Origin of the sequence: Wolbachia endosymbiont of Drosophila nikananu (assembly GCF_028981865.1) — a bacterium.
Lineage (GTDB): Bacteria > Pseudomonadota > Alphaproteobacteria > Rickettsiales > Anaplasmataceae > Wolbachia > Wolbachia pipientis_B.
Window position 1 is genome coordinate 23,016 of sequence record NZ_JAPQLL010000065.1, and the last position, 15,653, is coordinate 38,668.

The window sequence follows — 15,653 nt, forward strand, 5'->3', positions numbered from 1 at the left end:
TCTATAATGATTTCATATACTGAGGCTCATTTAAATATAGAGCCTCAACCTCATTTAATTTTTGCTTGTTCTTCAGTCTATAATGAACTAATAGTCCTGCATGGCTAGCATTTAAATTGCAATCCATATGTGTAATGCAGTCACTGCTTGTAGCGTGACACTTGGATCCAGGGTCACGTGCTGCAGTTGGACCAGATAGCGGCAATAAATTGAAATCAAATAACTGCGTATAAAACCCTTGAGCATTTTTGATTATAGCTCTGATATTTTTTTTGCTATTCGTACAAAGCAAAGATATTGTGTAAGCTTGAACTTCCAGCGCACTAACTCCGTATAATGGCTTATTTGTAGCAAGATTTATACCTTGTGCTGCTGATATACCAACTCTAATTCCAGTGAAACTTCCTGGTCCAACTACCACCGCTAAATGATCTATTTTATCATAATTATAATTGTGCTTATCAAATAAAGTATTCAGAATTTGAAAAAATGATTCTACATGATTGTTGCTGGCGGAATTGCGCTCTACAAAACAATTACCATCATAATCAACTATTGCTATTGAACTACCAGTACCTACAGTATCAATTGCTAAAATAGACATTACTTAAGCTTATCATAGAGTTTTGTAAACATCATAGTAAAGGCACCATTACCCATAACATTTGCTGAAGTGATTATTGGATCAAACACTATATACAAGGCTGTGATTAACGAAAGCATTTCTGGAGAAAATTTGAGGTATTTCTCAAGAATAGGTAGCATTACCATAATTCCTCCTGCCGGCACTGCAACGATAGCAAACTTAAATAACAAAAAATAGAGAAGAAAAGTTACATAGTCCGTTGTGGACAATAAATAACCAGAAGTAATTACCATTGATAATATTATAACAAAAAAGCAATCACCTACTAAATGAAAGCTAGCAGTTATTGGTACAACAGACGATGCTATATCAGGTTGCTTTACATTTTTTTTGCTTCCTTCAAGAGTAAGTGGCATAGTTGCATTACTAGACATTGTGCTCATCGCAGTAATAAATGCCGGTATCATATTGCCTATACTAGCTATCCAGCTTGTGATCTTGAATGAATTTGCTGCTCCATATAAGAGGAAAACATAAAGGTAGGTTGCAGATGCTATAATAATGAAAATTATTGAGTAATCCTTAAATATTATAGATAAAACTTGATCATGCTGCATTTTTAAAGCAAGCCCAAGTACAAATATTGGAATAATCGGCGTCAAAAATGTCTTCAAGATAAAGAGAGTTAAATCTAACATTTTGTTCGAAAGCTCTTTGCTTTTCTTAGGTAGCAGTATAGACACTACTATGCTGGACACAAATCCACAAGCGAGAGCATGAAAGTTAGAAAGGAGTAGCGGAAGCCTAAACGACCATAAAGGAACAATTGTTTCTTCATACGTTATATCTTGTATTGAATAAGTGTTTTGTATGATAAAATGCCCAACAGAATAAGCTATTAAACTTGAAGCCAGATTCGATAAGAAGATCATTATAATAAGTAACAATATGAACTTTATAGCTGACTGCTTAAGATTGTTAACACTGCTAAAGATTAACGCAAAAATAATAAAAGGCATTATAAATAGCAAAACCTCTTTTATACTCAGGCTCGTTGAGTACAAGAAGGTTTTTGCTTCCATTGGAACTAAATGACCAAAGAATGCAACTGAAGTGATGACCGTGAGTAAGATTAATAGTTGTAGCACGTTCTTATATACCAATGTCCTGTGGACATATATATGGTAAGTTAGTTGTTAAGTAAAGCAAAACTGTCTAAACTGCTGTGGAACACTATGAAAAACCAGCTGCTTTTGTTACTCTAGTGCATACTGCACGAATATTGTCTATCAGACCCCAGTGCCTTGACTACTTCGATCCAGGAAAATTGATTATGCACTATACAACATTCTCGATCAAAAAACTGATTCCAGTGTCAGCTACTTGCATGACAAGGAAGAGTGAAATTAGCACTCACCTATTACTCGTGTCGTTTTCAGTAAAAGCCTCCTCCCATGTGCCTTGAGTTGCTGCACGACTATACTCTGTTACTCTATTTTCAAAGAAATTCGTATGTTCAACGCCATTTAGTATTTCATCGAGCCATGGAATAGGATTATTATTGACATCATATATAGACTCAAGACCTAATTGCATTAACCGTCTGTTTGCTACGTAGCGTATGTAATTACGCACTTCTTCTGCGGATAGTCCTTCAACATCTCCTAAATCAAAGGCAAGCTTTATGAATTCGTCCTCAAGCTCAACAATAGTGCGGCATGCAGAATATAATTCCTCTTTAAACTCGTTGTCCCAAATTTCATTATTCTCTTTAATAAATGTATTAAATAACATAATAATTGAATTGGTGTGCAAAGTTTCATCACGAGCTGACCAGGCGATTATCTGCCCCATGCCTTTCATTTTTCCAAAGCGTTGGAAATTGAGCAAAATTGCAAACGATGCGAATAACTGCAACCCCTCAGTAAATGCACCAAACACTGCTAGAGTTTTAGCTACATGTTTTTTATCGTGTTTTTTGCTTTCCTCAAATTCTAGCATGTATTCATATTTCTTTCTCATAGCATCATACTTTAAAAATGCTTGATACTCGCTTTCTGGCATGCCAATTGTGTCTAAAAGATAAGAATAAGCTGCAATGTGTATGGTTTCCATATTGGAAAAACTTGCAAGCATCATGCATATTTCTGTTGGCTTAAATATATTTGAATAATGTCTCATGTAGCAGTTATTTACTTCAATGTCCGCTTGAGTAAAGAATCTAAAAATCTGAGTTAGTAGATTTTTCTCTACGTTTGAAAGTTTAGTTTTCCAATCCTTCACGTCATCAGCAAGCGGAACTTCCTCAGGTATCCAATGGATTCTTTGTTGCTGCAGCCACGCATCATACGCCCAAGGGTAATTAAAAGGTTTGTATATTGGATCTGCTTCTAACAATGACATAAGACACCTGTTATTTTCTAAAGTAAATATTATATTAAATGATATTGAGAATCAGTCAATTTAACTTTTTGAAATTTGACGGTAGGTAATTTATTAGTGTATTATAGCTTCAAGTAATTTATCAACAGAAATGCGAGTATTAATATCTTTTATTTTATTATTTACAGTGAGCTGCACACACACTATTCACAACCACGGAGCTCCTGGCATTAGTGTTGAATTGTGGAGCAAGATAGAAGCAGGTGACGATAAAGAAAAAGTGGTTCACACTTTAGGATCACCAACATTAGTATCAAAGTTCGATGACAATGTTTGGTACTATGTCTCATATAAAATTAAACAAGCTAACTTCTTAGGAAAAAGGAAGTATAGCAGTAAGTCTCTGCAAATTTCGTTCGATCAGAACGGTAAAGTTGCAGATACAAAAGAAACTGACATCTTAGAGAGATCTTTGGCTGTTCTTGATTGAAAATCTGCTGACTACAGAGTTTTTCCCGCCCTTCTTTGTCATCCAAGAACCGTATTACGTCATCCCAGTGCCCAGACACTGGGATCTATTTTTTTTCTGGATGCCAGTGTCACGCACTGGTATGACAAGAAAGGAGCGCTGGAATGATAATGTGAAGTGTCTACTTCTGTCATCCAAGTAGCCTGACTACTTGGATGACAGAAGGTAATATAAGAGGTCTATTGTAAGATTTTACCCATTTAGAATAAAGTCTAGTGTTACTTCACGCCAAATGTGGTGGTGCTGAGTAGGCAAGCCAGTCAATGGGCTACATTTATATACTGCACGCATTGCGTTATCTGCTATCGACCTGAAAAGTGGATTATTTCGATAGGAATCACTGTCTGCTACATCGGCCATAATTATCTCGCCTTGACTGGATAATAATAAGTTAATTTTTATATTAAAATTTTCTTTGTAAGCTATGCTTTCAGGAATGCTCCAGCATTTTGTAAGTTTGTCTCTTATAGAGTTAATAATTTCTGTTACAACTAATTCATCCTTTTCATTCTCAACGCTTTTTTCGTTTCCTATTTCATTTTTTGCCTCTCTAACATCCCTTCTTAATTTCTTCCCTACACTTTTTTTTCTTCTTGGAACTGGAATGAATTCTTTACCCTCGTTAATAATGACTTCTTCTTGCATTTCGATAATTTGCCTCGGTTGTGCTACAACAGTGTGCTCAACTGTTTCTTTTTTCCTTTGTGGTATAGGAACAACTGACGTATCATTCGTTTGGGCTTTTGTTGAAGGTAACGAAAAAAGCAGAAAACAACATAAAGATAAAAAAAGAATGTAATTAGAATAGAAAAAACGCATATGTTAAGCAGCTTGTTTTACTGGTTTAAAGCTAATATTGCACATAAAGTCAATATATTTTAGTTGATGGACGAGTTTGAAGTAAATAAGGAATCCCTTCAAAGTTGCAGGCAAGCAAAAGATTGTCTTCTCAACAGACAAAGGAATTGTATAATGGATTAAAGGAACCGTATGACAAAAATTATAGCAAAAGAATATACAGAATTTTTAGAGCAGTTGAAAGATCGTATTGCAACAAGCCGTTATAAGGCAGCAAGAACAGTAAATAAAGAACTGCTACTGCTTTATCATTATATTGGAACGCGGATTCTAGAAAAACAAAAGAGTCAGGGTTGGGGAGCTAAAGTAATTGAGCAGTTAAGTAGAGACTTAAAGGCTGAATTCCCGGAAATGAAAGGATTTGGTATTGCTAACTTGCATAATATGAGGCGTTTTGCGGAGATTTATCCTAATCCTGAATTTCTCCAGCAAGTTGCTGGAATATTACCATGGTATCATCATGTCGTTTTAATGGAGCGAGTAAAAGATCACGAAGCAAAGCTATTTTATATAAGAAATGCTTCAGAGTATGGTTGGTCACGCGCTATAATGATACATCAAATAGAACTTGGCCTTCATAAACGGCAAGGTAAAGCAATTACAAATTTTAAAGAAAAACTGCCTTATCCAACATCAGATCTAGCAAATCAAACTCTTAAGGATCCATATATTTTTGATTTTTTAAGTATAGGTAAGGATGCTCATGAAAGAGAAGTAGAAAAAGGACTCGTAGGACATATGGAAAAATTTCTGTTAGAACTCGGTGAAGGATTTGCTTTTGTTGGCAGACAATTTCATTTAGATGTTGGAGATGAAGACTTTTATATTGATTTATTATTCTACCATTTAAAATTACGTTGCTTTATAGTGATTGAGTTGAAAGATACTATAATATCATACGGTCAATATACTCTAAATGAGATGGAAAGATGAAGGCATCATTATAGCTGCTAAAAAATACGGCGATAAAAACTTAATTCTTTCTCTGTTTACAAAAAATCATGGAAAGCGCAGGGGATTAATTAAGCTAACAAACAATAGCAATTATAAGTTTCAGATAAGTAATCTATTACATGCAGAATGGAGTGCTAAGTTACCTGAAAATCTAGGTTTTTTAAAGTGCGAATTAATTGAATCTCCATTCCATCATTTCTTTCAAGATAGGTTAAAAAGCATTACTATTGTCTCTTTCTCCTCTATTTTAGAAAAAGTGCTTCCAGAAAGTGAACCCTGTGCCGTACTGTATGACAATTTTCGATATTTCATCGATGTAATTAAACACAACAATCAGTCTTGGCAAAGCCATTATCTTAACTTAGAGCTTCTGCTTCTTACGCAATTGGGATTCAAGTTAGACTTATCCAAATGTGCTGTAACAGGTGTTAAGGAAAATTTACAATTTATTTCTCCAAAAACTGGTAGAGCAGTGTCAAAAAAAGCAGGAGATTATTATGCAGATAAACTCCTACCTTTTCCACAAATGTTGCATGATGTATACAATAATAACCTACAAAACAGCTACTCATTTCAAGAATTTCAGTTAGGACTGAAAGTCACAGGATATTTTTTAAATAAGTATCTATTTTTGCAGTTAAACATGAAATTTCCAGAGCTGAGAAACCTCATGTTGTTGCTTTAACCTTAGTTATCATCTTTTTGAAATCATTTCAGAAATCTATAGCTAACCCAAGCAACACGCCATACCGCGATTCATTCGCGGTATCTCAGCATAGATTCCGCTAACGAGTAGCGGAATGACGGTTGTCGGTAAACTTAAGCCACTTTAGCTATAGCCAGTAACCACTCTATTTCTACCACTGTTTTTTGCCTTATATAAATATTTGTCAGCACGTACTATAAATTTTTTAATATCGTCAAGGTCAGATCCTTGCATTTCTGCAATTCCAATGCTCACAGTTATGTTATGGGTTGTATTTTTGTCCGCAAGTATAAAAGGTTCTTTAGCAATAATTTTTCGTATTCTCTCCGCAATAGTATACGCATCTGATACATTGGTATCTGGCATTACAACAACAAACTCCTCACCACCAAACCTAGCCAGTAAATCTGTCACTCCGATATTTTCAGAAATTCTTTTCTGTACTTGCTTTAAAAGTTCATCTCCAGCACTATGCCCAAAACTGTCATTCACCATCTTAAAATAGTCTATATCAAGTATCATAAGAGACAACCTTCTATCCTTTTCCACAGAGTCCTTAACAATGTTTCTTAAGTGTGCATCAAAATATCTTCTATTATAACAGTTAGTTAATGGGTCCTTTATAGACATTTCCGCATTATTAAATAAATTCATTCTCAAGGCATCTTGATATCTTTTGCGTTTTACTTGCGAATTAACCCTTGCTATTAACTCACCCTCATCCAAAGGTACTGTTAAATAATCATTAGCACCTACATCAAGTGCTTTTACTAAATTGTTTTTATCATAATCCTCAGAAAGAATCAGAATTGGTGTATAGCGTGTTTCTACTTTACTACGAAACTCAGAACACAAACGCAGGCCGTCAGTTTTTGAAAACTGCATATCAGAAATGATCAGGTCGTAATTATTCTTAATACCAACCTTTAATGCCTCCACTGGATCACTCAGTATTTTAATTGACCTAAAGCGGTGCTTTAGTACATTATATATCTGCTCTGCTTGAAAGACATCTTCATCTACAACAAGTATGTTAGCATCAAAAATCTGATTAGAATAATCCATAATACTGTTTCCTGCTACTCCGCCAATCTCAGCGTTGGTTTCTCTTCCTAAACGCAATTCATCTATAATCATTTTTAAGCGCGTGAGAGACTTGATCCTTGCAGATAAAGCAGTTTCGTCTATTGGTTTAGTCAGAAAATCATCTGCACCAGCATTAATGCCCTGTACTCTATCATGAGCGTCATGCAGCGCAGTTACCATAATTATTGGAATATGGGTTGTCAAGGGATCATTCTTTAGCTCCTTACAAACTTCAAAGCCATTCATTTTTGGCATCATAATATCGAGTAATATAATATCGGGCTGCTGTTTTGCTACTAAATCCATGGCTTCCTCACAATCATAGGCCACGATAACCGTATAGTACTCTGCTTTTAGTCGAGCTTCTAAAAGCTTAACATTACATAGTACATCATCTACTACTAGGATCTTTGCTGTCATTATCTTTGGATGTATTATCTATATCGTAAGTAGGATAAAGCTTACCATTTTTACCAACTATGTAATTTACTTTCTCAGTATTACACTCTTTGTATAAGTCTTCAATTCCTGCGTCTTTCAATAATCTCCTAGCTTTTGATTTTATAATCATAAGATACTTATATGTATTCCTAATAAGATCAATAAATACAGGCACCTTATTTCTATCAAGAACAATTATGCTCACTAAAGCAACGACCAAAATTTCTGAAAGACCTATATTAAACATTTTTCCTATGAAGCAAGTACTTTAATCCTCCTGATTATAAATATTAATTTGCTTAAATCAAGTTTAGAAGCAACCATCTCATCTAAAAAACTATTATAACGTTCTATGTAGTCCTTATCATTACAAGCCCAGGTTTGAACCTTATCTTTGGGGTTATCAGTAGCTTTTATGACTTCAACAGCTAGCTTGTGATGGTAATTGCTTAAATCGTCCAATAAATCATTAACTAAGCTGCGATCCCAATAAGAAGAGCGGCTTTTCATCTTGATGGCAATTGTTCTAATCAGATCGAATCTTAACAGCGACTTTAACTCAAAGTATATTTTACTAGCATCAAGAATGGACAAAGATGTCTGTTCAGCAACAGATATAATGTCCAGTGCATAAGCAAGAACGCATAGATCAGCAACTTTTTTTGCTAGATCTTTATTTATATTAAGTTCTACTAAAGAAGTTGTTTCATGGCTATAGACCTTTAATAGGTGTTCATCTAAAACATCAGTTAAGTTCTGGCCTAAAGTTTCAATTGCATCTTTAAATTTTGTAACATCATCCAACTCTACAAAGCTAAGCTTGCCAAGATTTTTCACTAACCAAAACGATACTCTGCCAATAAATTTCTGCACGTTCCTCACTATTTGTAAGTATGAGTTAACATCAATTTTTCCATCCAATTCATCAATTTTCTGCCACAGGCTGTTTAAATCATACAGGTGGTTAACAACAATATATATGTTAACCGCTTCTTGTACCTTAATTCCAGTGTTCTCAGCCAAATTATTGATGAATATACAGCCCATTCTATTCACTACATCATTTGCAATGCAAGTAGAGATAATTTCTCTACGAAGTTGGTGTTTTAATATGAAATCCTTAAACTTTGTTATCATCTTTTTAGGAAAATAACCTAGCAAGTAGTCATTAGATATAAGATCTTTTTCAGGCAGATCGGAATGTATAATTTCATTTTTTATTGCCGTTCTAGTATAAGACATTAGAATAGAAAGCTGAGGAGAACTGAAACCTTCTGCACCAGTTAACATCCTTGCTATCTCCTCTTCAGTTGGAAGAAATTCTACGCTCCGGTTTAACAGCCCAGATTTTTCTAAACTGAGCAGTAACCTGTGGTGCTGCTCCAATCTCTCTTTAGCTTGCAAACACTCAAGAAGTAATGCTTTTGTTTCAATTCTGTTGTGGCTCTCAAGCACCTTGGATGCAACTTCGTCTACCATACTTGCCAGTATTTCATTCCTTTTTTCTAAAGAAACACCCCCTGCTTTCATAGCTGAAACAAATGCAATCTTGATGTTAACTTCAAGGTCCGAACATGTCACTCCGGCTGAATTATCAACAAAATCTGCATTGATATATCCACCCCTTTCAGCATATTCTATTCTTCCAAGCTGTGTGCATCCTAAATTTCCGCCTTCTATAAACATAGAAGCTCTAATATCTTTACCATTTACTCTCAGCTCATCGTTTGCTTTGTCACCGACCATGCTATGATTTTCACTCTTTGCCTTAACAAACGTGCCAATTCCTCCATTCCATATGAAATCCACTTCTGCTTTGAGTAGATATTTAATCAAATCACTTGGAGGTAGTATATCTTCTGTTATATCAAAGCATTTTTTTATTTCTTGAGAAATGTTTACTTGCTTGCTGCTACGCTCAAATACTCCTCCACCCTTAGAAATCAAATCTTTGTTATAATCCATCCAAGTTGAAAATGGTAACTCAAAGAGGCGTTTACGCTCTGTGAAACTCTTTTCTGCATCAGGGTTTGGGTCAATAAAAATATGCATATGGTTAAATGCGCCGATTAAATGTATATTTTTTGAAAGCAGCATACCATTTCCAAATAAGTCGCCAGCCATATCCCCAATTCCAATAACAGTTGCATCCTGGTAAATATCCTTATTCATTTTCCAAAAATGCCTCTGCGCTGCAATCCATGCACCTCTGGCTGTAATACCCATCTTTTTGTGGTCATAACCTACTGATCCACCAGATGCAAATGCATCACCAAGCCAAAAATTGTATTCAGAGGCTATTTGGTTGGCATAATCAGAAAATGAAGCAGTGCCTTTATCAGCAGCAACTACGAGATATGGATCATCTTCATCATACCTAATCACATTCTCTGGTGGAATTATTTTACCATTAACTACATTATCAGTAATGTCAAGCATTCCCCTGATAAAACTCTTATAGCATTCAACACCTTTCTCTCTTAAAGTATCTTTGTCTTTATAAACTTGCTTAATTACAAATCCACCCTTTGCGCCAACAGGTACAATAACCGCATTTTTTGTCATCTGAGCTTTCATGAGACCCAAAACTTCAGTGCGAAAATCTTCCGTCCTATCCGACCACCTTAAGCCACCACGGGCTAATTTTCCGCCTCTTAGATGTATTCCCTCAAAAAGATTTGAATAAATATACAATTCACGATATGGACGAGGATCAGGCAAACCATTTATTTTATTTGAGTCAAATTTTATAGATAAGCAGGGTTTATTATCTTGATAATAACTGGTCCTTAAAATAGCCATTATCAAGTTAAATATCGAGCGCAAAACGTAATCATGTGAAACATTGCTGATCTCTTTTAGAAGTTCCTCAATTTTTTCTCTGAAAATGTCCGTGGTTTCTGTTCTATCAATGTCTATGTTAGGATCAAATCTTGCATGAAATAGTTGTATCAAATACTTTACTATTTTTGGATACTCTGAGACTACCTTTTGGATATATTCTGGATTGTAGTTAAATGACGTCTGCTTTAGGTAAGCACTTAACGCTCTAACCAGAAGCACTTCTTTCCACTCCAGTCCAGCAATAATGACCAAACTATTGAAATAATCATTTTTAATTTCCTTTCTAAACACTTTCGCAAGTGTTATTTCAAATTGCTCTTTTAGAGTAATGTTGTTTATTAATTCATCGACTCTTGACAACACAAAATGGTGTATCCATATTCCGCCGTTAATTTCTATGTAATAGCCATTATGAGATAGAATCTTAGCTCCCAAATTCTTAGTAATTCTTAATATCTTCGATAATTCAAGACCTCCATTGCTCGAAGTGTAAACCCTTAATTGATAATTAAGATTGTCACGAGTAAGTCTTAAATCGACCTCGCTAACTCCTTTTTTCCTCACTATCTCCAATTTTTTCATATCGTAATATGCGTCATGAGGTTCGAAACTCTCTTGATAGCTTATTGGAAATGCCTTGCAATAACGGATGAATATATCCTCAACAGTACTAAAAGTATTATATAAATTGTCTATAAAACGATCTTCCCACTTTTCCGTAATGTTCCTTAATTTGTTTTCGATACGCAAAACTTCATCATCAGGAACACTAGCATTTTTGGTCTTTAGCACTACATGCAATTTCATCAAATCATATTCATTGATAATGTGATTGTTATAAATATCTGAACTTTCTGCACTTGTCTCATCCTTCAATATGTCACGTATCTTGAACATTAGCCTAGCGCTAGCATAACGCATTGGTATCAGCACTATGCAACTAATAAAATCCCCTACTCTTCTTAAAAATAATCTGACCCTTGGCCTAATCGCAAGAGATATGATCAAAATGCAAATTTTAAATAATTCGTCTTCATTTGATTGGAATAATTCATCACAAGAGAATGCTTGTAAAATAGAAATTAAAGCTTTGTTATTGTGGCCCCCGGTTACAAACCCTGCATTTTTTTCTATAACTTTAACTTTATCTCTTATTATTGGAATAGTTTGAATATCTTGGACCTCTGCTACAGAAGTAAATAGCCCGAAAAAACGCCGTTCCTTTACTACATTACCCTGGTCATCAAATTCTTTTACTCCTATACAATTCATGTATGTACGCCGATGGACTATTGAGATTAGATCTGATCTCAATATGTATAGGGAATCAAGGTTTGCAGAAGGAATCAACGTACTTTGACCTACTCTTATCAGGCCAAGGGCCTTTTTGCTATCACAGACAAGTTTTTCATCTTTACCAGCAATATATTCTTGATAACCTAGAAATATGAAGTTATTATTCTTTAACCAAACTAGAAAATCTTTTTGCTCTTGATTTCGGTCTGATGTCATTCCAGTGCATGACCACGTGTCCTTTTCCTGGATCCCAGCTGGGATGACAGAAAGACTTGCCTCATCAAGTTTCTTGAGCATTAAGTGCCAATCTTTCACAACGCAATTAACTGCTTTCAGCGTTTTTTGTAGAGATTCTTTTAATGTATCAACAAAACTGTCACTTATACCTTTGATAATTACATATATAACCGACTCTTTGACTCCATTGCTTTCTTCCAAAGAGTAAATCTCATCTATTAGGCCCTCTTTTCTTTTAATGTTAATTATGCTGTTGCTGTAATAGCATATGGTTAAATTGTGCGATTTAATAGTTGCAATAACAGAATCAACCAAAAATGGCATATCATCGTTTGTTATCTTAATCGTGGTAAAATTGCCTTCTATTCCTGGTATATCATCTATATTGCTTACTACTAACTTACTTTCATCTTTCTCTTTTTGAGAAACAAAATTGTAAGCATCGTTTACAATATATAGCAAAAACTTATCGTTGGCTTTGAGGTCGCTTTTATAAACAAAACTATAAAAATACTTAATAAATTTTTTATTTTTTTCTTTATCTTGCTGATTTTCTTGATCAACTAACTTAAATAAAGACTCAGTGTCAACATTATGATCTATACACATTTTTTTTAATAAAAATACACAGTGAACTTAAACCTTTTTAACTAAGATTTCATTATCAAGAGCGTACACTATTAGCTCATCATTTTCTATTACTTCTCCTGATAAAACTAATTTAGCTAAATTATTTTGAATACACTCTTGTATAACCCTTTTTAAGGGCCTTGCTCCATATTCAGGGTCATAGCCAGTTTGTGTTATTAGTTCTTTAGCTTCCTGTGACAAACTTATACTCAGTTTACGCTTAGCAAGTGTTTTTTGTAAACAAGAAAATTGAACATCTATAATTTTATAGATGTCATCTCTGGTTAAACTGTGGAATATAATAATTTCATCCAGCCTGTTTAAAAATTCTGGACGAAATGCTGATTTAACTATTTGCATCACTTCGCTTTTTACAGAGCTAGCAACTCCTCCTTCCGATGTCATTCCAGCGCGTGACGCTGGCTGGATTCCAGTGTCAAGCACTGGGATAACAGGGAGTATAGGTCTATTTTCTGCTCCCCCTTTAAGCATTATCTCAGCACCAAGGTTAGAAGTTAAAATCAGTATGGTATTGTGAAAATCAACTAATTTACCATGACTATCAGTGAGTCTACCCTCATCCAAGATTTGCAGCAATAGATTAAATATATCTGGATTTGCCTTCTCTATTTCATCAAACAGAATAACCTGATATGGCCTTCTTCTTACTGCTTCGGTTAATCTGCCACCTTGCTCATAGCCAACATACCCTGGAGGCGCGCCAATTAGCTTTGAAACAGAATGTTTTTCCATATATTCTGACATATCAAAACGCAAAAGCGCTGATTGATCGTCAAACAGAAATTCAGCAAGGGCTTTTGCCAGTTCTGTTTTTCCAACCCCGGTTGGGCCTAAGAATAAAAATGAACCGAAAGGTCGATTAGTATCTTGCACACCAGAGCGAGAGCGCCTAACTGCGTTACTTATTGCTTCTATCGCACCTTTTTGCCCTATTACTCTTCTTCCTATTTCATTCTCCATGTTAAGAAGTTTTTCCTTTTCGCTGTGCATCATGTTATCAACTGGAATTCCTGTCCACTTTGAAACAATGTTTGCAATATCATCTCCAGTCACTTCTTTCTTTAAGAAACTATCAGTAACCTTTTCCTGATTTTTTAATTCATTCTCAAGCTGAGGGATCACACCATACATCAGCTCTCCTGCTTTTCCTAAATTTCCACTCCGCTGAGTCAATTCCAGCTCTTTTCTGGCGTTATCTAATTTTTCAACTGTTTCTTGTATTCTAGCTATTTTATTCTTTTCCATCTGCCATTTGCTGTTCAAGTCAGCAAATTTACTGTTTAGATTTTCGATCTCTTCATTTATCTTTTTTAAACGCTGTTTAGAATTTTCATCACTTTCTTTTTTTAGAGCTTCTGCTTCAATCTTTAGCTGTATAACCTTTCTCTCAAGTTCATCAATAACTTCAGGCTTGCTATCCATTTCAATTCTCACCCTACTTGCTGCTTCATCAATCAAATCAATTGCTTTATCAGGCAAAAACCTATCTGTTATATATCTATTGGACAACGTTGCAGCAGCAATTATTGCACCGTCTGTAATTCTTATACCATGATGCACTTCATATCTTTCCTTCAAACCCCTGAGTATTGAAATGGTATCAGTTTCAGTTGGTTGAGAGATAAACACAGGCTGGAAACGCCGTGCAAGTGCAGGATCTTTTTCTATATGTTCACGATATTCGTCTAAAGTTGTGGCTCCTATACAGCGAATTTCTCCACGCGCAAGAGCAGGCTTCAGCAGATTCGAGGCATCCATTGCACCACTTGTTGCTCCTGCTCCAACTAAAGTATGAAGCTCATCTATAAACAAGATAACTTTTCCCTCTGTTTTTGAAATTTCATTAATCACTGCTTTTAACCTTTCTTCAAATTCTCCTCTAAACTTCGTTCCAGCGATTAAGCTACCCAAATCCAAAGCTAAAACCTTTGCATCACGCAAACCAAGTGGCACATCGTTTGCAACAATTCTGTTTGCAAGCCCCTCGACTATTGCAGTTTTTCCAACACCAGGTTCACCTATCAGCACTGGATTATTTTTTGTCCGCCTCAGTGATACCTGCATAGTTCTTCTGATCTCTTCATCACGACCAATTACAGGATCAAGCTTGCCTTGCATAGCAAGCTCTGTAACATCTTTTGTATATTTCTTTGCCGCGTTTAATTTTTCCTCACTGTTTGGCGAGTCCGCACTGCTGCCTTTTCTCATTTCTGCAATAACTGAGTTCAGTTTTTGTGGAGTCACACCATTCTCTGCCAGAATTTTGCCTACAGTATCATCTTTTTGTACAATGAGGCCCTGCAGTAAACGCTCAACGGCAACAAACGAATCTTTATTCCTCCAAGCAATACCAATCGAATCTTCAAAAACTCTTGCTATTTCTTTTGAAAGTTGAAGGCCACCACTTCCTGGCCCTTCAATTACTGGCAACCTTTTTATTGCGCTATCCACAGCATCAGAAATACTTTGCACATTTCCACCACAAGCGTTTATCAAATCCTGAACTAAACCTAATTCATCCTCAAGCATTACTTTTAGTAAATGCTCAGGCATAAAAATCTGATGCCCAGCTCCCAACGCTTTCATCTGAGCACTTTGAATTAGACTTTTTGCTTTTTCAGTAAATTTATTTAAGTCCATAACACCAGTTAAATCCGTATTTGCTGATGTATATAACAACTGATTTCATAAATTTAAACCTAAAGTTGTTTATTGTTAGGTATGGTCTGCAAAAATTTAAAACTTTCTTAAGAACCTGTTTAAAATCTTCGTAAAGAGAAATGAAGGAGGACAATCATTTGCAAGCTGGTATTGAGTTTACGTTCGCAATTTTTCCACAATCGCCTACACTTTTCTAACCAAGCAAAAGAGCGCTCAACGATCCATCTCTTTGACAATACAACAAAGGTCACTGGGATCCAGAAAAAAGAATGATGTCATGAAAGTAGCCCCTATAATGTCATCCCAGTGCTCCTTTTTTTGTCATCCGAGTAGCCCCTTTTTTGTCATCCCAGTGCCTTGACTACTTGGATCCAGGAAACTTAACTCTACACCAAGTAAATGTACAATAAGAACTAGATTCC

Annotated in this window: 10 protein-coding genes and 2 pseudogenes; 3 read left to right on the top strand and 9 right to left on the bottom strand. The window is 35.4% G+C overall.

All coding sequences use genetic code 11. The features are described from left to right. Window position 1: 1 nt before the first annotated feature. The 3 genes from tsaB to OZD67_RS04585 form a co-directional block, all read right to left on the bottom strand. Entirely contained in the window at window positions 2-604 is a 603-nt protein-coding gene (tsaB, locus tag OZD67_RS04575) for a tRNA (adenosine(37)-N6)-threonylcarbamoyltransferase complex dimerization subunit type 1 TsaB (protein WP_182183142.1), read from the bottom strand. Then, window positions 604-1,734, bottom strand: a complete 1,131-nt coding sequence (locus OZD67_RS04580) for a cation:dicarboxylate symporter family transporter (protein WP_182184189.1) — start codon at window positions 1,732-1,734, stop codon at window positions 604-606. Before OZD67_RS04580 ends, tsaB begins: the two co-directional genes overlap by 1 nt. Window positions 1,735-1,999: 265 nt before the next feature. Beyond that, the gene (locus OZD67_RS04585; protein ID WP_182183143.1) at window positions 2,000-2,989 is read right to left on the bottom strand and encodes a ribonucleotide-diphosphate reductase subunit beta; all 990 of its coding nucleotides are present in this window, start codon (window positions 2,987-2,989) and stop codon (window positions 2,000-2,002) included. Window positions 2,990-3,119: 130 nt separating this feature from the next. On the opposite strand from OZD67_RS04585, the gene OZD67_RS04590 reads away from it, so the two are divergent. Then, complete coding sequence (locus tag OZD67_RS04590) at window positions 3,120-3,458, top strand: outer membrane protein assembly factor BamE (protein ID WP_182183145.1); 339 nt, start codon at window positions 3,120-3,122, stop codon at window positions 3,456-3,458. Window positions 3,459-3,689: 231 nt separating this feature from the next. Here OZD67_RS04590 and OZD67_RS04595 read toward each other — a convergent pair whose 3' ends face one another. Then, window positions 3,690-4,316, bottom strand: coding sequence for a hypothetical protein (locus OZD67_RS04595; protein WP_182183148.1), 627 nt, complete (start codon window positions 4,314-4,316; stop codon window positions 3,690-3,692). A gap of 171 nt (window positions 4,317-4,487) precedes the next feature. Between OZD67_RS04595 and OZD67_RS04600 the strand changes: the two are divergent. Then, window positions 4,488-5,240, top strand: a pseudogene (locus tag OZD67_RS04600) (PDDEXK nuclease domain-containing protein); the annotation flags it as partial. A 31-nt stretch (window positions 5,241-5,271) separates the two neighbouring features. Further along, window positions 5,272-5,994, top strand: coding sequence for a DNA repair protein RecO (gene recO / locus OZD67_RS04605; RefSeq protein ID WP_182183150.1), 723 nt, complete (start codon window positions 5,272-5,274; stop codon window positions 5,992-5,994). Window positions 5,995-6,138: 144 nt separating this feature from the next. On the opposite strand, the gene OZD67_RS04610 is transcribed toward recO, so the two are convergent. The 5 genes and pseudogenes from OZD67_RS04610 to OZD67_RS04630 all read right to left on the bottom strand — a co-directional run. Continuing rightward, the gene (locus tag OZD67_RS04610; protein ID WP_182183152.1) at window positions 6,139-7,521 is read right to left on the bottom strand and encodes a PleD family two-component system response regulator; all 1,383 of its coding nucleotides are present in this window, start codon (window positions 7,519-7,521) and stop codon (window positions 6,139-6,141) included. Next, window positions 7,493-7,789, bottom strand: a complete 297-nt coding sequence (gene tatB, locus OZD67_RS04615) for a Sec-independent protein translocase subunit TatB (RefSeq protein ID WP_182183153.1) — start codon at window positions 7,787-7,789, stop codon at window positions 7,493-7,495. The genes OZD67_RS04610 and tatB overlap by 29 nt, the downstream gene beginning before the upstream one ends. Window positions 7,790-7,794: 5 nt before the next feature. Then, window positions 7,795-12,528: an NAD-glutamate dehydrogenase gene (locus tag OZD67_RS04620; protein ID WP_182183155.1), complete on the bottom strand. Its 4,734-nt coding sequence runs from the start codon at window positions 12,526-12,528 to the stop codon at window positions 7,795-7,797. Between the two features lie 27 nt (window positions 12,529-12,555). After that, window positions 12,556-15,210: an ATP-dependent chaperone ClpB gene (clpB, locus tag OZD67_RS04625; protein ID WP_182184191.1), complete on the bottom strand. Its 2,655-nt coding sequence runs from the start codon at window positions 15,208-15,210 to the stop codon at window positions 12,556-12,558. Between the two features lie 119 nt (window positions 15,211-15,329). Further along, window positions 15,330-15,479: pseudogene (locus tag OZD67_RS04630) on the bottom strand (transposase); the annotation flags it as partial. Window positions 15,480-15,653: the final 174 nt, after the last annotated feature.